The following is an 18,655-nucleotide window of genomic DNA, read 5'->3' as shown; positions in this document are numbered from 1 at the left end:
GTCGAGTTCGGATTCGATGGTACTCTCGTCGACGCCGATATCGGCGAGGGCCTTGACGTCGAGTTCTTTCCGCTGAGCCTGCCGAATACCGCGCAGGCTCGCGTAGCGAGGCTCGTTGATCCCCGTCTGAATCGTCAAGACGGCCGGTAGCTCGAGTTCGGTGAGTTCCTCGACGCCGCCCTCGAGTTCGCGTCGCACGGAGGCGATGCCGTCCTCGAGGTCGTGCTCGAGGTGGTTGACGACCGCGCCCCACTGGAAGCCGAGGTTCTCGGCCACCGAAACGCCGGTCGCGGCGAAGCTGTCGTCGCCGGCCTGGACGCCGGTGAGCACGAGGTCGGGGTCCTCTTCCTCGATGACGGCGCTGAGAATCTCCGTCTTGGCGTTAACGTCGAGCAGGTCGACATCCTCGAGAGAGTCATCCCAGACGCGGACGGCGCGGTCAGCACCTTTTGCGAGGGCCTGCCGGATGGTCTGTTCGCAGTCCTCCGGACCGATGGTGACGGAGACGACCTCGTTAGCAACGTCATCCTCCTGAAGTTGGACGGCCTCCTCGATCGCGTAATCGTCCCACTCGTTCAAGTCGGCACCGAGGTGCTGCTGCGCAATTTTGGTTCCCTCGATTTCGAACTCGTCTTCGACAGTTGCAACTTCTTTGACGGTAACAAGAATTTTCATTCCTCTATTCAAGGTTATCGCTAACATAGAACTAATAGCTTTCCTATTATGGCGTATTGGCTTAGAAGCAACCTCGAGAAACCAACTTGCCGATAGTGGTTTAAAACACACTGCCAGTGCTTCCTATTTATCACACTTACTCTTCTTCTCGTTGTAGCTATGTAGGAGTAAATCAATCTTCTTCTGAAAAAGCGTGTGAAGAAAAGTTAGTTCCTGACTTGAATGGAAACGGAAGAATAATAGTGTATGATACCGTCGCAATATATATATATGTATCACATATTAGTTGGTCTAGATACGGTGCCGGATTCAGTGGAACAGATGAGCAGAGATATTATTCAACTACCCAATGCAGAAGAAGAGATAGAGATTACGATCCTAAATGTGTTCGAAGAATTTGAATTCAATGATACAGATGGTAAAAAAATATCGTCAGAAGATTTGTACGAGGAAGGGGAGATGCCAGAAAGCGTACAAAAGTTAGAAGACATCTTGGAAGACGAAGGTGTTTCAGTCACAACGCAACATACACATGGGGATCCATCAGAAGCGATATTAGAGACTGCCAAAGAAATTAATGCCAATGCAATCGCAATAAACGCTAGAAAGAGAAGCCCTGTTGGAAAGGTTCTCTTTGGAAGCGTTGCCCAATCAATACTCCTTAATGCAGAATGCCCTGTATTTGTCACCAGCGCACACAAATAATCATAGAACCTCACTGTCTGTAGTACTGTTATGCTTAGTACTTCATAAAGTCGTTAGTCGAGAAATCCGCTAACTGAATTGTGTCCAAGCAACCATGGCGATGTCCCGCCGAGACGAGCGTCGCCCCTGATGATGGCCGTTTGAAGAGTTTATCGAGAAGTAACCAGAGCAATGTGAACGATCCTCACAGCGCATTGAGTCGTCCGCAGAAGTCGGCCACCAGATAACCGCATCTATGGTAACTAGTGACTTCAGACGCCTACTGACGGAGACAATGCCATCGAGTCGGTGGCTGATCGCCACCGACTGTAACGTAATCTCTCCACTTCATGCGGTAGCGAACCAATTGTGGTATAATAGTTCTCAACTACAGTTTGTGCAGATAATGCTATTGAAAGTATTCCTATCTATGAAATATAAAAGAGTTAATTTATTAATATTGTTGTTATATCCGGGAAGGCGAGTAGAATGCCAAGGATGATCAAGTCAATAATTATGAAGGGGGCAGCCCCGCGAAACGCATCTTTGATGTCTACATCGATAACACTAGTAGCCACATAGATATTCATACCAAGTGGGGGCGTGACAAGTCCAATCTCGCCAGATTTTATCATTATAATACCTAGCCAGATAGGTGAGTACCCGAAGTTGGTAACAAATAGCGGATAAAGTACTGGTAATAAGAGTATGAGAATAGCAATTTGGTTCATAAAGGTCCCAAGGAAGATGATAACTGCTAGTACTATCAGTGTTGTTCCAAGTTCTCCAACTGGGAGGCTTGTAATACCATCAATCAATTGCCTAGTAATCCCAGTGAAAGCTAGATATCTAGTGAAAATAACTGCGCCGATTATAACAAGAAAAATCATACTAGTCGTTGTAACTGTTTCGTCAAGAGCGCCATAGAGGCTGTTACGGTCTGTTCGGTGAGTGAGTGCAACTAAAAGTGCACTTGCTGCCCCTACAGCACCAGCCTCTACTACTGTAATTGCTCCTGAATAAATACCCCCAAGAACAAATAGGGCTATTATCCCAACAGGCCATATTTTCTTCACACTTGTCATGCGGTCTTTCCAAGAATAAGAACGCACCTCACCGCTTGCATCAGGATCTATTGTTACCCAAAATAAGATGAGGAAGAGATACCCAACTAAGGTTAAGATGCCGGGGACAATTCCTGCGAGGAATAGATTACCGATTGATGTTTCGGTCCAGACCCCATAGATGATTAAGGCAACACTAGGGGGAAGCATAATAGCAAACGTACCAGACGCAGTAACCGTACCCATACTAAGCTGATCATTGTAGCCGTATTTTCGCATTTCAGGTACAGCAATCCGAGACATCGTCGCTGCAGAAGCAAGACTTGATCCAGCAAGGACCGCAAACCCACCATTTGCAAGAGTTGTCGCCATTGCCAGACCTCCTGGAATGTGGGATAGCCAACGCTGTCCTGTCTCAAAAACATCTGATGCGAGTCCTGAGACAGACACGAACTCTGCTAACAGGATAAACATCGGTAGGACCGAAAGTGTATAGGCAGCAGTTTCTGCGCGTGGTGTAGAAAGAAGTATTCCAAATAATTGATCTGGGCCAAAGAAAAGGAGAAGCCCAATTGACCCAGCAAATCCAAGGGAAATGGCAACAGGGACACCAACCAGTAAAAGAAAGAGCATAATCACGACTGGAAGAAGGTGGAGAATTAATTCGATCATGTGTTATACCCACCTAGAAAATAGTTCGGTTGTACTGCTGTCATATTCAGCAATTAGATCCAAGAGGTTTGTGATCAGTTGTTCAAACATCCGCGCACAGAGAACTAGAAGCCCAAAACCCACTATGAGCCACGAAGGGCCAATAGGTAGCGACAATTGGCCGCTAGTCTGAGATCCCTCTATCGTTAATATCGCGCCCTCCTGTATAGATAGTATAGAGATGAGACCAAATATGGATATCCCAATCGCCAAACTGATAACAGAAATAAGGCTCTTCGTCCGGGTTTGGAACCTCCGATGGAGTGCATCAACAACGATATGATCGTTATTACGCTGGACAAGAGATGCAGCTCCAAATATGAGTAATGGCATAAGATACATCTCTACAATTGTGACGACATTCGGGATAGGGTTACTAAAGAGATACCGGCCAATAGTACTTGCAGTAACCAGTATCATTAGGAATCCAGCAGATATATTCGCTAATAGTCTCCCCCCATTTTCGATTTGAGTGAGCAGTTCTTTTAGTACCATTCTTAGGCCTCGCTACCGAATTTTTCTAGGACCGTTTCAGCCAACTCTTGATCATCAAAGCTTTCAATCCATCTATCCTGGACGCTAGAAAGTTGATTTTCCCAGGCATTAGGATCGTCAACACTGTAATATTCAATGCTATCGCCAATAGCCTCTCTATCAGATTCCACCTTATCCATCATAGCATCATGCCGATTGGTGATCACTTCATCTGCTGCTGTGATAAATGCCTCTTGAGTACCATCTGAAAGATTGTTCCAAGAATCAACATTCATACTATAGACTTCAGGGAATGATTGGATTTTTAGATCTTCAGTCATGTAATTTATCACCTCATGCTGGCTTGATGAATTCAACACGGTAAGTGGTGAGATAGTCCCCTCAATTGTCCCTTGATCAAGAGCATTGTATACCTCAGATCCCGACATTGTTACGGGTGAGGCTCCCATAGCGTTGACAGTCCATTCACCGATTGAACCAGAGGTCCTGATCAGTTTCCCCTCAACCTCATCTATGGTTTCAATTCTCTCACTTCCCATGCAAAGTTCTGCAGGATATACTTGTGAAGCCATCACTGGTCGAAGACCGTTCGGTTCAAACTCCTCTTCGAATAATGTCCCGTCTTGTTCCGGGCTAAGGAGTCGCCAAAAGGACTCACTCGCCGATTTTTGGTCCGTCACTAGCCCCGGAATTAAACCAACTTCAGATAATTGGTAGGAGCCAGGCAGATATGGAGGCAGTGTTATGGCCATATCCACTGATCCTCCCTGTACAAGTTGATGCATCTCTTCAAAGCCACCTAACTGCTGATCAGGATGGTATTCCCACTCCACTTCTTCATCTGCATGTTCGTTCACCCGATCCATGAAGTGACGTTCTACTGCTTCAGAGCGCCAGTCATTCTCTGACCAACCACTTGCAAAACTGAGCGAGTTGGAATCAGTACTCATGCAGCCAGCCATTCCAACCAATGCAGTTGCTCCAACCCCGTAACTCAGGACATCTCGACGACTATGTGGTGCCATCTCATACCCTGTTTTTCACCAGAGATATTAATAGTTATCGTATTCATGAATGACAATTATCCCCACTAACCATAGTTACATAACCGATACAACAAGTGTAAAGGTATATGGAATTATGTTAGACTTGGCTTAGATACCACACATTAGTTCACCTCACTCGCGATTTTTCTTGGAATCATCCAATATAAGACGTATTCAGAGTTCTATATCCCGGAAAATCAACAGGCAGGGTTCGAACTATCTCGTCACGAGGGTCCGCTTCTCTCTCTACATTCTGCACATATCACTTCTATCTGGCAATGTGAATATATTCATCAGCCACGTTAGTTATAGATCCTGAATCGAAATGGTGTCGTATCGATCTAATCGGAAGGGCTCTTCCGCACCTTCACTTCCGATTCAGCATCTGCCAGTGGATATATCATAAACATATGGGTGATGGGCTGGGTGAATTTAAACGAGAAGGAAAGAACAGCGAAGCTCGGGTACGCCCGTTTAGATTGGGAATTCGCGCGGCTCGTTCTGTACGGAGATCCACTTCGTTTCGGTAAACTCCTCAATGATCGCGTCCGTGTTGTACCGACCAAGTCCAGAGGCCTTCGTCCCGCCGAACGGAATGTGTGGCTCGTCGTTAATCGGTTGGTCGTTCAAGTGAACCATCCCTGCCTCGATACGCTTCGCGATTGACTTTCCGCGTTGAATATCTCTCGTATGGACTGAAGAGGTGAGTCCATATCCCGTGTCATTAGCGATCGCAATCGCTTCCTCAATATCGGAGAACGTGATAATCGGAGCGATTGGCCCGAAGTGCTCGTTACACGAAATCGGCATCTCGTTCGAGACGTCCGTAAGGACGGTCGGCTCAACGTAGAGGTCATCCTTGTCACCACCCGTTTCGATCGTCGCGCCTTGTGCAATACTTTCTTCAAGGAACGCCATCATCTGATCACGCTGAGATTCATTGATGATTGGGCCCACCTCGACATCGGGGTTCGACGGATCGCCGACAGTCAGTCCTTCCGCACGTGCAGTCAGCCGGTCGGTGTACTCGTCGGCGATGGACTCATGAACAATATGTCTGTTAATCTTTATACAGACCTGGCCCTGGTGCATAAATGAGCCGAACGTCGCAGCGTCCAGTGCGACATCGAGCTCGGCATCTTCGAGTACGATCTGTGGGTTGTTCCCCCCTAACTCGAGAGCTTGAACCTTCAGGTTTCGACCCGCGACTTCTCCAATCTGTTTACCTACCTCAGTCGAGCCGGTAAAGGAGATAACGTCGACATCAGGATTGGACACGACTCGCGCACCAGCTTCGGCACCCCCGGGAACGACATTGAGAACACCTGAAGGCAGGCCGGCATCCTCGAACAGTTTGGCGAGGATGAGACCACCGGTGATGGGTGTATGTGGGTCCGGTTTCAACACGACAGCGTTGCCGAGTGCGAGTGCAGGAGCCACAGCTCGCATCGACAAGTGGAACGGGAAGTTCCACGGTGAGATAACTCCGATAACCCCTTGCGGCTCCCGATGGACCTCGTTTTCCTTGTTTGGGATAACTGAATCCGCATGCTTGCCGTCCATTCGGGTTGGAAAGCTCGCGGCCTCGGCCATAATCCCCGGCGCCAACTGCTCCAGTTCAACGCCTGCTTTGAACTGCGTACTTCCGCCTTCAGCAACCAAGTTTTCGGCGATGATGTCGCCCTTCTCCTGAAGGATCCCGAGCGCTTTCTGGATGACTTCGGCTCGTGCCTGCGGTGGCATCGCGGCCCACTCTGCCTGAGCCTCGACGGCAGCGGCGACCGCGTTATCGATGTCGCGTGCTGTACTGTCGGGGACTTCAGCGATACTCTCTTGTGTGGCCGGGTTTTTCACCTCGAGACCGTCCTGTCCTCTAGGCGTCTTCTCTTCACCATTCGTGTAGATGTAGTTCCAGTCGGTTTCCAAGGCATACGGCTCCGAAGGTGCTTGTGCCATGGTATTTATCGTCACAACCGCGAGATATATGTCTATCGGAATTTTCGGTTTCTTATCGACATCCGCTGAGCGACCCGTCGTGAACACACCGATTAAGCCATCGTCCGGTGGAAGCACTGAGATGGATGTTGCGTTACATGGCCCGTTCGATCCAATCCACAATGAACATCGATACCACCTCTAGCGGGCATTCGAGGGGGGAAAGTAACTATCGGATTGACCAGCGACTCGCTCGCGCCGAAAAATTGCCATGAGAAACAGTGATACGTCCCTTCGAGGAACGAGATCAGTCATAGCGGAACTGTTCGAGTGTTCCGCGAAGTTCGGCCGCGAGTTCGAGGGCAAAAAGCTCACTGAACCGGCCGGAATCGCCTTTGAGACACGGTTCGACGCGCTCATAGTCTCCCCAGAAACTGAGGATCGTGGTGAGCACATCAATGACCGAGGTGAAGAGCGCGGATGCGACCTACTTCCCCTCAAAATCGCCAACACGTGACCGTGAAGGACAGAAAACGTATCCTGTCAACGCATATTGTAAACGGCGAGATCGACGAAGACGGGAACTGCACACATAGACGTGAAAGGTGAGGACGGCCCCCGAGTCGGAAACGCGCGGCTGACGTTATGAATAACTGCTCGACGAATACGGGTCGTGACTGATGGGTTAGGTCTGGATTAGACCTTCACATGAACTGCGTCGTCCTGAACTACGACATCGTACGTGACACAGGAAAGGTCGTCCGAGAACGCCTGTATGTGATCCCCGGACTCAAGATCGAACTCGTAGCCATGCCACGGGCAGAAGACCGTTTTCTCCTCGACCTTCCCTTCAGCGAGCGGTCCACCCTGATGTGGACAAACGTTCGTAATGGCGAGGAACTCGTCGTCTACCTCAAATATCGCGATCTCATGGTCGTCGATAGAAACGACATGCCCAGTATCGTCGGGGATCTCATTCGTCTCACACACCTTCTGATAGTCATCGAGTGACTCTTGCATAGGCACGATTTTTCTACGTAGTGTTATAAAACTATGTGATTCAATCACGTAGTTGACAGTGCGAAACCGATCATGGGCGTAGTGACATTGATCATCACACCGATCCAATCGGTATCGGACTCCCGTTCGACGACGACAGTCGGAGAACAAGCGTGAAAATGTGGATGAGGTGACTTCCGCGATTGAACAGATCAGACGTCTAGATCGGCGAACCGAACATCGCGCTCCACGACCGGAATCTCGAGTGAGCCGATGTTTTCGATCTGTGCGTCGATACGGTCCTCGGCCTGAAGCTCTCCGACACCTTTCGGGGTCCCAGTCGTCACGATATCTCCGGCTTCAATGGTCGCGCCGATGCTCGCATACTGAACGATGTCGGCACAGGAGTATATCATCTTCTCAGTATTCACGGACTGACGAACCTCTCCGTTGAGTCGGAGCTCCATATCGAGCGCTTGAGGATCGCCGACCTCGTCAGGCGTTACGACGTATGGACCGACAACAGTGAAGGTATCGAAGGACTTTCTGTTGGACCTGTCTTGGTCTCCCCGAAGCGAGATGTCGAGCAAGATGGTGTAGCCAAAGACGTTGTCCCACACCTCTTCAGCTGGAATGTCCTTGACCTCGTCATCGAGGATAAACGCAAGTTCGATCTCGTAGTCGAACCGTTCATCGATATAGGGAAGTTCGATAGTATCACTCGGTCCGATAAGGCTCGAGGCGGCCTTGAGGAAGTATCCTCGTTCCGCAATGTCCATCTCCACGCCCATCTCCTCGACGTGCTCCTCATAGTTCAGTGGTGCAGCGACGATCTTCCCTGGACGTCGGACAGGAGACTCCAATCGTACGTCCGAGAGGGGGTAGGTATCTCCCGTTGCTTCGATATCGTCCAGATCGTAGTCCCCATTGATGAACTCTCGGAGGGGATCGTTGGTGGTGAGGTCGAACTCGTCGGTGAGATCGACGACGGTATCGTCATTTACGAAGCCGAGCTTCTCGCCGTTGAATCGAGCGAACTTCATTTCCACTTCTTGATTGTCAGGGGGTGATAAAAAGATTAAGGGTTTGTATGCTACTGTCACGGTGATCGGAGACAGGATTGAGAACAGCGATGGTTCTATTCCGAGATAACGGAGTGCTATGACGCCAGCTCTTAGGAAAGATATAAGTGCGCCATGAGTAATCATCTCATATGGGTTCGGCAGACCAATCCGACAAAGACTTGACTGAAGAGTTGACAGTGTACGACACCGAGGTTCACACGTCAGAGACGTGGGAAGAGTTGATGGAGTATATAGACGACGATGAACTTCGAGAGCGTGAACAGGGAGGCTACGGAAACGCACCCGAAAGCTGGGGTCCGATCCCGTGGGACGGCTGGGACCGGACGAACGGTGGCAAGCATCAGTACGACCTCGGTGCAATCTCGAAAGCAGAGGACTACGAGGAGACACGCCAGCAGTTCAATATTGACAAGGTGATCTTTTCGCCCGGGACAGGATTTAAAATCTTCCAGATCCCGGATGCTCGGGCACGTGTTGGCTATATGCGGGCGATGAACAACTTCACGTTAGACCGATTCGTTCGCGATGACGACACATATTACGCGAAGGTCCTCATCGTTCCCGACCATCCTGAGGAAAGTGCCGCAGAGATTGAACGAATTGGGAGTGAAGACGGTATCGTCAGTGTATTCATGGCAGACCTGGGTCTCCAATACCCACTCGGTCACAAACGCTATGAACCGATCTACGAAGCCGCGGAGAAACACGATCTCCCCATCACGCTACACGGCGACAGTTCAGTCTATGCTGGATGGCCGACGGATGGCCTCAACTTCAATACCTTCCTCGAACTTCATACCCTCGTACATCCGTTAACGAAGCTATGGCACGCAACAAGCATCATCGGACAAGGGATCCCCGAGCGATACGATATCGACTGGTGCTTCCTTGAAGCCGGCCAGTCTTGGGTACAAATGCTTGCGAACCGTATGGATCGCGAGTTTATGGAACGGTCGAACGACGCACCGGAACTAACGAAGCTTCCAAGCGAGTACCTGAGTGACTTCTACTATGGATCCCAGCCGCTCGAAGAGCCTCAAAACTCGAGTCTCGGCGATATAATCGAACAGAACAACCTCGAAGACTCGCTCGTGATGGCGACGGATTGGCCGCATCACGACTTTGATTCGACGGCATCGGTATCGCAAAACGACGATCTCACTCGTGAACAGAAAGTAAAGATCCTCCAAGACAATCCGGCTGAGATTTACGGGGTATAACTGGGTAGAGACCCCGTTTATTTTCAATAGTCTGTCGTATGGTCTAAAAGGCGGGCCTCAGCGGTGTCGAGGAAACGAAACTCTATACAGTAGAGTGAAGTTTCGGGTTAGGCGTCCTTTGATTCGGTCCGACGGAGATTGAACGCGTCGAAGATCGGACTATCAGTGATATTGAAAAGGATCACGTCGTCGCTGGAAGTGACGCTGTGGTCGTGCCACCGCATCGGTGGGACTACAAAGAAGTCGCCTTCCTCCCACGTGTACGTTTTTCCGCCGATGGTCGACTCGCCTGACCCGCTAACGACGTGGAATATCTCAGTGTTATTGTGACGGTGGGATTGCGTCTCCTCGCCCGACTGGAGAAGTTGGAGACGCAGCGAGATAGTCTGAAGAACCGGTCCCTGTCCCGTACGAGGGTTCACGTATTCAAGGAAGTAGCCGTTGTGTGGGTCGTAATGATTGTCCTCCGTAACGGCCATCTCAAGCGACTGGCGGGCGGATTCCCAAGGGAACCGGTATGGCGGAGTGTCGTCAGTCGGTGTTTCCGCGACCGGTTGCATCGTTCCGAACTGTGATTCGAAGTAGCCAGACTCGTGAGACGCGGACTGCCGATCACTTTGGAACTCCTCAAAGTGCATATCGTGTAACGCGTCCGTAATGAAGGGGGTATTGAGGCCGTCTATCCAGATGACGTCCTCAGAGGAATTATTGATATGGTCATGCCAGGCCATTCTCGGCGTGAGTAGAAGATCGCCGGTCCGTGCGGGGAGTTTCTCACCGTTAACGTTAGTGACAACGGAATCATTGCCTTGCACAATGAAACGGAACGCCTCGAAGTTGTGTCGATGCGCCCGCGCAACTTCACCAGGGATGACCATCTGAACGGCCGTCAACATCGTCCAACACGGCCCACGGAGGTCGATACCTTCGGCTGGGTTGTCCAGAACGAGTGCACGACGTGACCCCGGACCCATATCATCGAGCGAAATATAGTCCTTAGATCTGTTCAGCGACGCCACGATATCGTCCCACTCCCACCGGTGCGGCTCAAGACGAGGTTCCTTAGAGTCACTCTCGTGTTTCTCCCACTGTCCCTGGAAATTGTTTTCGTGCAAGTGTTCGTGGAACGCCTGCAGTTCGCTCTCGGTCATATCCATTCGTGAGATGGTTTACCATCCCCCTATATCTTTCGATGGAATGATCAAACGACGGATCAGAGAGAGAGCTACGGACCAACAAGTTTCTCGGACGTCAAGATGGGATCAGAGTCGTCAGTCCCCTCGATCCGCGTTGACAGTGAGGTGCAAAGTGATATTCTCCGTCAAGCTGTCTGGATATTCTACGACCATGCCACGACACGATATTGATCCCGGCGAGCCGACGATTTCGATTTTGTCTCGTCAACGGCGATCTCGTGTCGATGTTGGCAGCCGGGTTTAAACAATTGACTCAGCCGATGGAATCATTCCTGATTGCCTCGTAGGGACGCTTGACGACCGGTTCGATCTTCCGGTCCGGAAGGCTAGCATGGTATAGGAGCGGTGCGGGGACACGCCGCTCCGTCGGAGTATCCTCCAGAAAAATATTTCCTGCTGACGAGCCTTCTCACCCCTGTGATCGTGCATTCTTAATCACGTATCAGATCGCTCGACCGCGTCTTCCTTCTCGTTAAGCTTGATACCCTGAGAGAGACCATAATCGGCAACGAGACTGGCCATCCGTTATAATCCGAAACGTCCCGAACAGGAACTGTTGTTAGATCACGTTATCGTCTCGGAACGACTGTATTTCCGCATCGCTATAACCGAGGGATCGAAGCGTCGATTCAGTGTGTTCGCCAATGCCGGGGGCAGGATCGATGGAATTGATGTCCACAGGATGGCTTGAAAACCGGACCGGAGGACGTGGAACGAGATGATCACCTTTCTCTGGATGGCCGATGGACAAGACTTGGTCCCGCTCTACGACGTGTGGATCCTCGACGACATCGTCCATCCAATAGACGGGGCCACAGGGGAGGTTGGGTACCTCGGTGTCGAAATGCGCAAGCCAGTCCCCCGCGGTCCGTTTCCGGAGGACGGCCTCGAGCGCCTCCCGGAGTTCCGTCGGATTGTCGAGGCGGTACTCCTTCTCAGCGAAGCGATGATTCGTGTTAGTCCACTCGGGCTTATCGATTGCTTCGGCGAACGGCTCCCACAGCCCCTGTGGGACGACGAGCGTGATATGGCCGTCGGCGACCTCGTAGTGTCCACCTGGTTGGATCGGGGTTTTGTAGGGATCCCCAACATCATATCCGGCTTGAACCGCCGAATAGCCGGCGAATTCCTCGCCCGCACACGCCATCATTGCATCGAGCATCGAAACCTCGAGCTTTTCGCCCGCTCCGCTGGTCCCGCGGTTGATCAACGCCATAAGGATACCACCCCATGCACAGAACCCAGTGATGTGATCGGCAGCAGCGATGGGGGATCCCACCGCATCGCCCCGCCCCGACAACCACCCGCTCATCCCGGTGACAACGCCGTTGAAAGCCGGGCGGTCAGCGTAGGGTCCGGAGTCACCGAAGCCGCTGACCGAACAGTAGATCAATCCGGGGTTCCGCTCGTGCATCTCATCCCAGTCAAACCCGAGCCGTTCGACGACGCCGTTGCGCAGGTTCTCGAGGAACACATCGGCGTCGCCGACCAGCTCCAAGAACACCTCCTGTCCCTCCTCAGACTTCAGATCCAGCGTGACGGCCTCCTTTCCCGTATTGTATGTTTCGAACGTGTAATCAGGTGCCTCCCCGTTCGACGACAGTTGGTTGCGTTCGGTGTTGGGTTGTTCAACTGTAACGACGTGCGCCCCGTAGTCGGCGAGGAGTTTCGTCGCAAAGGGGCCCGCAAGAGCGGTCCCCAGTTCCACGACATCGACATCATCGAGTGGTTGCTCAGCAGCCATGAATCACCGGATGTTGAACGCTAGACCCGCTTAACCTTTTTCACACGAAGGGTAGAGTCGGTGACGGCCCTATGCATGGTTCCGAATACCGTTTCCGACTCAACAGATTTTATATGTCTCCCCGACAATCGTTCACAGGATGTCTGACTACAGTGATATCAGCGTCGAGGTCACGGAAAGCGGCCGGGCTAACCTCATCCTAGACAGGCCGGACAAACTCAACACGATCTCAAAGACGATGACCGTCGAACTCCGCGAAGCGCTTGCAGAACTCGAGGAAAACGATGACGTGTTCGTCATCGTGCTCCAAGGTCAGGGCGGGAACTTCTGTGCCGGTGGCGATGTCGGAGACGATGACAACGGGAAACCAACCCCCCACGCCCGTCTCAATCAGAGCCGTCGGACAACTCGGGACACGTTCCGGAAACTCGAGAATGTCGGTAAGCCAACCGTCGCAGCGATTGAGGGATACGCGCTCGGTGGAGGCTGTGAACTCGCCTGCTGCTGCGACACACGGATCGCCACCGAGGAGGCCAGCATCGGGGTGACGGAAACGAAACTTGGGCTTATTCCGGGTGCCGGAGGAACCCAACGGCTCCCCCGACTCATTGGATGCTCACGCGCGAAGGATATGGTTCTCCGCGGCAAACAGTACAGCGGTGCCGAGATGAAGGAATTTGGCTTCGTCCACGAATTGGCTCCTGAAGATGAGTTCGATGAGTTGCTCAACGACGTTGCAGGAGATTACCTGAACCGTTCGCCGGTCGGGATAGAGATCGCTAAACACGTTATGAACCGTGGCATTGAGTCGTCACTCGAAGCCGGCCTTGAAATGGAGGCGTGGGGTGTCGGCATTGTCACGAATACCGAAGACGCCAAGGAAGGGATCAAAGCCTTCCAAGAGGATCGCGAACCGAACTTCCAGGGCAAGTAACGTCGGTCGCATTCGGGACCCATCTCGATCCATCCGATCCGCGACCATACGTTACCGCCAGTGTCTCGTCGAAGGAAAATTATTTTATACTGAGGGTGTGTGCATAACACACGTTATGCCAGTTGTAGACAACGTCGCCATTATGGGTGGCGGAATTATGGGCCGCGGTATCGGACAGACACTGCTACAAAACGGGTACTCCGTGACGATCAGGGACATCGAGGAGGAAGTCCTCGAGGAGACCAAAGAGCGGATGATCAACGGGAGTTACGGCCTGGAGCGAGCCGTCGAAGGCGGATACCTCACTGAGGCGGAAATGGGCGACGCACTCAACCGGTTGACGCTGACGACAGACATCGAAGAAGCTGTCGACGGCGCCGACTTCGTACTCGAGGCGGTCACCGAGGACCTCAACATCAAGGGTCAGGTCTTCCAGGATCTCGACGAGCTCACGGACGACATTCCGTTGTTCACTAACACGAGTGGATTCTCCATCACGGGCCTGTCGAACGCGGTTGAGGATTCCTCCCGCGTCGCTGGGACTCACTTCTTTAGCCCAGTCCCGGTAATGGACTTCGTTGAGATCATCCGAGGACCCGCGACTGATGATGAGGTCATCGAACTCGCGGAGGCCGTCATCGACGACATCGGCAAAGAACGAGTCACAATCACGGATGATCCTCATCACTACGGATTCATCGTGAACCGATGTTGGGCGGCAATGCGTGAAGAAGCACGGAAAGTCGTCCGAGAGGGCATCGCGACTGAGGAACAGGTCAACCTCGCAATGCGTGAGGGACGGAACCTTCCAGTTGGGCCACTGGAAGGACCTGGCCTCGGCGAAGAGTGGGACTAGTTAGGGTCGATAAACGACTTCACGGCGATCGATGTCAACCGGTCGAATTCTTTTCGAACACAACGCTCTCCGTTCAGGGGTGCTCTGGCATCCGAGAGCGACGGCGCAGTGTACGGTGTACAGACGCCATTCGACGACGCCATAGCCTACTCAGCACCGGCGATCAGAGGGCCGGATTCGATATACTTATGGAATATCATACTCTAAATCGTTGTATGTCGGATAGCGCTATGAGTTTCGAGACTCCCGAACAGGTACAGCTAATAAACAGTCAGATCGATGAGTTCCTCAAACAGGAGGTGAAGCCGCTTGAGGAGGAGTACCCGCAGTTCCTCGGTGAGGATGGAGAACGGAATATGGTAGACGATGATCACCACCTCGTCGACGAATACCTCGAACTCAGAGAGAGGATCCACGAAAAGTCGGTCGAGGCGGGTTTCTATACCATGGCGATGCCTGAGCGGGTCGGGGGCGGTGGACTCAGTGCTCTGGAAGATACCTTAGTGATGGAGCACCTCCACAACCGAGACCCGAACGGGTACCACGACATGATCTTCGATAGACTCTCTGTCGACCACTCGATCATTCCGCTGTACGACGACGAGTACCAGCGAGAGGAGTATTTCGAGCCCGTTATGAATGCCGAGAAACACATGACCTTCGGGTTGACCGAACCGGAACACGGGAGTGATCCGACGTGGATGGACTCGACAGCGGAGAAGGACGGTGACGAGTGGGTTATTAACGGGACGAAGGCCTTCATCTCGAATTCGGTCGAGGCCGATTTCATTATGGTCCACGCTCGGACATCCGGTGAGGACGGGGACGCCGACGGAATCTCCACGTTCCTTGTCGATAAGGACAATCCCGGCTGGGAAGACGGAAAGGTACAGCGGTCGATGGGAACAAAACAGGGAGCACAAGCGTTCAATCACTTCAATGATTGCCGCGTTCCGGAGGCCCAGATGGTCGGCGATGAGGGCGAGGGGTTCCGAACCGCGATGACTTGGGTCGGCGCTGGCCGACTCCACATCCCTGCGAAAGCCGTCGGAATCTCCCAGTGGATGTTCGAGAAATGCGTGGAGTACGCGGAAGACAGGAAGACCTTCGGGGAGCCGATCGGCAGCCGACAGCACATTCAGGATCTACTCGTGGAGATGCGCGTCACCATCGAACAAGTTCGCTGGCTCTACAGGCACGCTGCCTGGAAGATGGATCAGGGGGAAGAATACCGGTGGCTCCAAAGCGCCGCGAAACTCCAAGGGGCGAACCTGTGGTGTGATGCCGCAGATAACGCGATCCAGATCCACGGTGGCGCTGGCTATATGAAATCACTTCCCTTCGAGGGATTATACCGCGACGGGCGCGTCACACGGATCTACGAGGGATCCGATGAGATCCAGAAACGGACCATCGCCCGCCAGTTCCTCAATCTGTAGCAGCCATCGCCTGTCTTTTCGCGTATTTTCGGGATCATTCAATCCCACAATTAGCACCAGAGTGAGAGTCGGTGCCAACTGAAGAGAAAAAACTAATTGACGTCCGCTGTATCTACAGGTGTGATGGAGGAATTTGAAACAGTCAGTACTGAGTACGACGCCGAGACCGGGATCGGTTCGCTCACGCTTGACCGCCCGGACGCATTGAATACCCTCAATGGCCAGTTGAAGGACGACATTGTAAGTGGGCTCAAAGCTCTGGATGCCCAAAACGAAGGGGAAGACGGCGTCGCACTCCGCGCGGTGGTTATGGAGGGGGCCGGTGATCGGGCTTTCTGTGCCGGGGCCGACGTCGGAGGATTCGAAGACAAGTCAGCAGGGGAGCGATCCGGACAGTCTCCCTACGAGCTCGTCAAGGAGTTTCCTGCACCCGTCATCGCGAAGATCCAGGGCTACTGTCTCGGAGGGGGGCTCGAAATGGCCTTCGCCTGTGACTTCCGCTTTGCGAGTGCCGACAGCACGTTCGGACTGCCGGAAACCGGTCTGGGAATCATCCCGGGAGCGGGTGGAATCCAGTACGTGAGCCGACTGGCCAGTCCAGCAGTGGCAAAGGAACTAGTAATGACCGCCGAACACTTCTCCGCTGAACGGGCAGCCGACGAAGGACTCATCCACGATGTCCACGACGCCGCGGACCTCGATGAGGAAGTCCAGAACTTCGCTGAGTCAATTGCTACACAGGCGCCGCTTGCACTGCAAGCGACGAAAAAGTCCGTGGCGATGACAATGGAGACGGGACTCGACGCCGGACTCGAATCCGACAGGAACCGCTCGGAATCGCTAATCGGGACACACGACGCAGAGGAGGGGATGCAAGCCTTCTCGGAAGACCGGGAGCCGGAATTCGAGGGGAGATAAGTCAGGGGACGACGGTAATGAACTGGACGAGGAACGGGGTTCGATCGCGACGGAACTAGAATATCGATAGGAACGTCCGAGCAAGCGCGGACTGAAACGGGTGAACGAAGGCAGAGGGATCATCCTGAAGCCATCGCGTCGCGAAGGATATTGATCTCGTTATTCCACCTTGGCCAGACGGCGTAGTCAGCACCGGCGACATGGACGCAGTAGTGAACTCAACCGGTATCTCATCAACCGTCTCCCTGGAATCGTTGGGGAATTCAGTCTAGGTCGAGGAACTCTCGAGCAATAGTCCGTTTCTGGATCTCGTCAGTCCCCTCGACAATCCGAGACATTCTGGCCTCTCGATACTCGCGTTCAAACGGCAAAGAACTCATCACACCGGTTCCGCCGTGGACCTGGATAGCGACATCCGCAGCCTTGTTCCAAAGCTGGGCCCCTCGCAGCTTTGCTGCACTAATCTCCCAACGTGGAACCTCACCGTTGTCGGCCTGCCACGCCGCGTGACGGTACAGCCATCGAGTCTGTTCAATATCGGCTCGGAGATCTGCAAGCATCCCCTGGACGAACTGGTTTGTCCCAATCGGCTCCCCGAACGTCTTCCGGCTCTCGGCGTACTCCACACACTGGTCAAACATCCACTGGGACCGACCGACACAGTGAGCCGCGATGTAAACGCGTGCACCGCCGAAGTTCTTCAACTGGTCGAGCAGGCCGCGTCCCTCCTCACCGATCATATTCTCCTTGGGCACGCGACAGTCGTCCAGATGGACGAACGCCTGATGAGAAAGAGGGTCGCCCATATATCGCTGATATTTGCCGACCTCGATGCCGAGATTATCCCGATCAACGAAGAACGAAGAGATGCCACGTACGTCACCGTCCTCACCGGATGTCCGAGCGTGGATTACCCAGAAATCGGCGATCGGCGCCATTGTGCTGAAACACTTTGTACCGTTGATAACCCACTCGTCACCGTCCTTTTCCGCTGTCGAATCCATCCACGTCGGATCGCTCCCGTGGTCTGGCTCGGTTAGCCCCATCCCGTTGGTCAACTCACCGTCGATCGATGGCTTCACCCATTTCTCCTTCTGATAGTCGGTCAGATTGTCGGGTTGCGGAGCGACCGGGCCTCCCATCCCTTCGGAGTCACCCGGCATCATCATCCGGTGAAATCCGTCCGGGTTCCGGTTGTGGAGATGTTCGAAGACGATCGAGTAAGCGAGATCGCCCATTCCGCCGCCACCAAGATCTTCGGGCATTGACATCGACAGGTATCCCGCTTCCGCCGACTTCTTGCGGATTGTGTTTCGAATCTCCTGAAACTCCGGCGTCATCTTCCCATTTTCGTCCGCCCGGTTGTACATCCCATCTTCACCCAGGTACTGGTCGTACTTCTGCTCCAAGGGCTTGACTTCCTGATCGATGAAGTTGTCCAACTCCTTTTTGATAATATTGATTTCTGTGGATGGCTCGAAGTTCAGTCCAGCAGGTGCGGTCGCTGCGTTTTCCATAGTAGCTAGTTACGACACGTAATGAAATAGCTTGTGTCTCGTCACCATATTTCTGGGGTTGCTTTCAGCCACCACAGAGAGAATTCGGGCGTCAAACTACATTACGTGACGCCTCAATTAGGATCGTGGGATGTCTA

16 protein-coding genes and 1 pseudogene are annotated in these 18,655 nt (G+C 52.7%); 7 read left to right on the top strand and 10 right to left on the bottom strand.

All coding sequences use genetic code 11. The annotated features are described in order from the left end of the window. On the bottom strand, nucleotides 1-675 hold a 675-nt coding region (locus PGX04_RS05100; protein ID WP_273737512.1), incomplete at its 3' end, for an electron transfer flavoprotein subunit beta/FixA family protein. 246 nt (nucleotides 676-921) lie between these two features. Between PGX04_RS05100 and PGX04_RS05095 the strand changes: the two genes are divergently transcribed. Then, on the top strand, nucleotides 922-1,380 hold the full coding sequence (locus PGX04_RS05095) for a universal stress protein (protein WP_337959447.1): 459 nt from the start codon (nucleotides 922-924) through the stop codon (nucleotides 1,378-1,380). Between the two features lie 425 nt (nucleotides 1,381-1,805). Here PGX04_RS05095 and PGX04_RS05090 read toward each other — a convergent pair whose 3' ends face one another. The 4 genes from PGX04_RS05090 to PGX04_RS05080 all read right to left on the bottom strand — a co-directional run bounded on the left by PGX04_RS05090 (nucleotide 1,806) and on the right by PGX04_RS05080 (nucleotide 6,631). After that, on the bottom strand, nucleotides 1,806-3,095 hold the full coding sequence (locus PGX04_RS05090) for a TRAP transporter large permease (RefSeq protein WP_273737510.1): 1,290 nt from the start codon (nucleotides 3,093-3,095) through the stop codon (nucleotides 1,806-1,808). A gap of 3 nt (nucleotides 3,096-3,098) precedes the next feature. Beyond that, nucleotides 3,099-3,554: a TRAP transporter small permease gene (locus PGX04_RS34425; RefSeq protein ID WP_377042267.1), complete on the bottom strand. Its 456-nt coding sequence runs from the start codon at nucleotides 3,552-3,554 to the stop codon at nucleotides 3,099-3,101. A gap of 77 nt (nucleotides 3,555-3,631) precedes the next feature. Further along, nucleotides 3,632-4,654: a TRAP transporter substrate-binding protein gene (locus PGX04_RS05085; protein ID WP_273737509.1), complete on the bottom strand. Its 1,023-nt coding sequence runs from the start codon at nucleotides 4,652-4,654 to the stop codon at nucleotides 3,632-3,634. A 495-nt stretch (nucleotides 4,655-5,149) separates the two neighbouring features. Further along, nucleotides 5,150-6,631: an aldehyde dehydrogenase family protein gene (locus PGX04_RS05080; RefSeq protein WP_273737508.1), complete on the bottom strand. Its 1,482-nt coding sequence runs from the start codon at nucleotides 6,629-6,631 to the stop codon at nucleotides 5,150-5,152. A 121-nt stretch (nucleotides 6,632-6,752) separates the two neighbouring features. On the opposite strand from PGX04_RS05080, the pseudogene PGX04_RS34420 reads away from it, so the two are divergent. Next, a pseudogene (locus PGX04_RS34420) lies at nucleotides 6,753-7,219 on the top strand (pantetheine-phosphate adenylyltransferase). An 87-nt stretch (nucleotides 7,220-7,306) separates the two neighbouring features. Here PGX04_RS34420 and nirD read toward each other — a convergent pair. Further along, nucleotides 7,307-7,630, bottom strand: a complete 324-nt coding sequence (gene nirD / locus PGX04_RS05070; protein ID WP_273737506.1) for a nitrite reductase small subunit NirD — start codon at nucleotides 7,628-7,630, stop codon at nucleotides 7,307-7,309. A gap of 191 nt (nucleotides 7,631-7,821) precedes the next feature. Continuing rightward, nucleotides 7,822-8,652 carry a fumarylacetoacetate hydrolase family protein gene (locus tag PGX04_RS05065; protein ID WP_377042266.1) on the bottom strand — a complete coding sequence of 277 codons (831 nt, stop codon included), beginning with the start codon at nucleotides 8,650-8,652 and terminating at the stop codon, nucleotides 7,822-7,824. A gap of 170 nt (nucleotides 8,653-8,822) precedes the next feature. Between PGX04_RS05065 and PGX04_RS05060 the strand changes: the two genes are divergently transcribed. Then, entirely contained in the window at nucleotides 8,823-9,914 is a 1,092-nt protein-coding gene (locus PGX04_RS05060; protein ID WP_273737504.1) for an amidohydrolase family protein, read from the top strand. A gap of 107 nt (nucleotides 9,915-10,021) precedes the next feature. On the opposite strand, the gene PGX04_RS05055 is transcribed toward PGX04_RS05060, so the two are convergent. Together PGX04_RS05055 and PGX04_RS05050 are read right to left on the bottom strand one after the other, a co-directional pair. Further along, complete coding sequence (locus PGX04_RS05055) at nucleotides 10,022-11,071, bottom strand: cupin domain-containing protein (protein ID WP_273737503.1); 1,050 nt, start codon at nucleotides 11,069-11,071, stop codon at nucleotides 10,022-10,024. Between the two features lie 598 nt (nucleotides 11,072-11,669). Beyond that, nucleotides 11,670-12,854, bottom strand: a complete 1,185-nt coding sequence (locus tag PGX04_RS05050; RefSeq protein ID WP_273737502.1) for a CaiB/BaiF CoA transferase family protein — start codon at nucleotides 12,852-12,854, stop codon at nucleotides 11,670-11,672. Nucleotides 12,855-12,993: 139 nt separating this feature from the next. On the opposite strand from PGX04_RS05050, the gene PGX04_RS05045 reads away from it, so the two are divergent. The 4 genes from PGX04_RS05045 to PGX04_RS05030 all read left to right on the top strand — a co-directional run bounded on the left by PGX04_RS05045 (nucleotide 12,994) and on the right by PGX04_RS05030 (nucleotide 17,001). Then, on the top strand, nucleotides 12,994-13,788 hold the full coding sequence (locus tag PGX04_RS05045) for an enoyl-CoA hydratase/isomerase family protein (RefSeq protein ID WP_273737501.1): 795 nt from the start codon (nucleotides 12,994-12,996) through the stop codon (nucleotides 13,786-13,788). Nucleotides 13,789-13,903: 115 nt separating this feature from the next. Further along, complete coding sequence (locus tag PGX04_RS05040; protein ID WP_273737500.1) at nucleotides 13,904-14,644, top strand: 3-hydroxyacyl-CoA dehydrogenase family protein; 741 nt, start codon at nucleotides 13,904-13,906, stop codon at nucleotides 14,642-14,644. Between the two features lie 215 nt (nucleotides 14,645-14,859). Beyond that, nucleotides 14,860-16,083, top strand: a complete 1,224-nt coding sequence (locus PGX04_RS05035; protein WP_273737499.1) for an acyl-CoA dehydrogenase family protein — start codon at nucleotides 14,860-14,862, stop codon at nucleotides 16,081-16,083. A 120-nt stretch (nucleotides 16,084-16,203) separates the two neighbouring features. After that, on the top strand, nucleotides 16,204-17,001 hold the full coding sequence (locus PGX04_RS05030) for an enoyl-CoA hydratase/isomerase family protein (protein ID WP_377042265.1): 798 nt from the start codon (nucleotides 16,204-16,206) through the stop codon (nucleotides 16,999-17,001). 263 nt (nucleotides 17,002-17,264) lie between these two features. Here the strand turns inward: PGX04_RS05030 and PGX04_RS05025 are convergent, their stop codons facing one another. Beyond that, nucleotides 17,265-18,518 carry an acyl-CoA dehydrogenase family protein gene (locus PGX04_RS05025; protein WP_273737497.1) on the bottom strand — a complete coding sequence of 418 codons (1,254 nt, stop codon included), beginning with the start codon at nucleotides 18,516-18,518 and terminating at the stop codon, nucleotides 17,265-17,267. Nucleotides 18,519-18,655 lie beyond the last annotated feature (137 nt).

Source organism: Natrinema soli (assembly GCF_028618695.1).
This window is presented reverse-complemented; position numbering and strand designations above follow the sequence as displayed.

What these genes read in the sequence shown, in the direction of transcription:
- PGX04_RS05090 (WP_273737510.1), bottom strand. Translation starts at nt 3,095, where the DNA reads ATGATCGAATTAATTCTCCACCTTCTTCCAGTCGTGATTATGCTCTTT.
- PGX04_RS05065 (WP_377042266.1), bottom strand. Translation starts at nt 8,652, where the DNA reads ATGAAGTTCGCTCGATTCAACGGCGAGAAGCTCGGCTTCGTAAATGAC.
- PGX04_RS05095 (WP_337959447.1), top strand. Translation starts at nt 922, where the DNA reads ATGATACCGTCGCAATATATATATATGTATCACATATTAGTTGGTCTA.
- PGX04_RS34425 (WP_377042267.1), bottom strand. Translation starts at nt 3,554, where the DNA reads ATGATACTGGTTACTGCAAGTACTATTGGCCGGTATCTCTTTAGTAAC.
- PGX04_RS05035 (WP_273737499.1), top strand. Translation starts at nt 14,860, where the DNA reads ATGTCGGATAGCGCTATGAGTTTCGAGACTCCCGAACAGGTACAGCTA.
- PGX04_RS05025 (WP_273737497.1), bottom strand. Translation starts at nt 18,518, where the DNA reads ATGGAAAACGCAGCGACCGCACCTGCTGGACTGAACTTCGAGCCATCC.
- PGX04_RS05040 (WP_273737500.1), top strand. Translation starts at nt 13,904, where the DNA reads ATGCCAGTTGTAGACAACGTCGCCATTATGGGTGGCGGAATTATGGGC.
- nirD (WP_273737506.1), bottom strand. Translation starts at nt 7,630, where the DNA reads ATGCAAGAGTCACTCGATGACTATCAGAAGGTGTGTGAGACGAATGAG.
- PGX04_RS05080 (WP_273737508.1), bottom strand. Translation starts at nt 6,631, where the DNA reads ATGGCACAAGCACCTTCGGAGCCGTATGCCTTGGAAACCGACTGGAAC.
- PGX04_RS05085 (WP_273737509.1), bottom strand. Translation starts at nt 4,654, where the DNA reads ATGGCACCACATAGTCGTCGAGATGTCCTGAGTTACGGGGTTGGAGCA.
- PGX04_RS05055 (WP_273737503.1), bottom strand. Translation starts at nt 11,071, where the DNA reads ATGGATATGACCGAGAGCGAACTGCAGGCGTTCCACGAACACTTGCAC.
- PGX04_RS05060 (WP_273737504.1), top strand. Translation starts at nt 8,823, where the DNA reads ATGGGTTCGGCAGACCAATCCGACAAAGACTTGACTGAAGAGTTGACA.
- PGX04_RS05045 (WP_273737501.1), top strand. Translation starts at nt 12,994, where the DNA reads ATGTCTGACTACAGTGATATCAGCGTCGAGGTCACGGAAAGCGGCCGG.
- PGX04_RS05050 (WP_273737502.1), bottom strand. Translation starts at nt 12,854, where the DNA reads ATGGCTGCTGAGCAACCACTCGATGATGTCGATGTCGTGGAACTGGGG.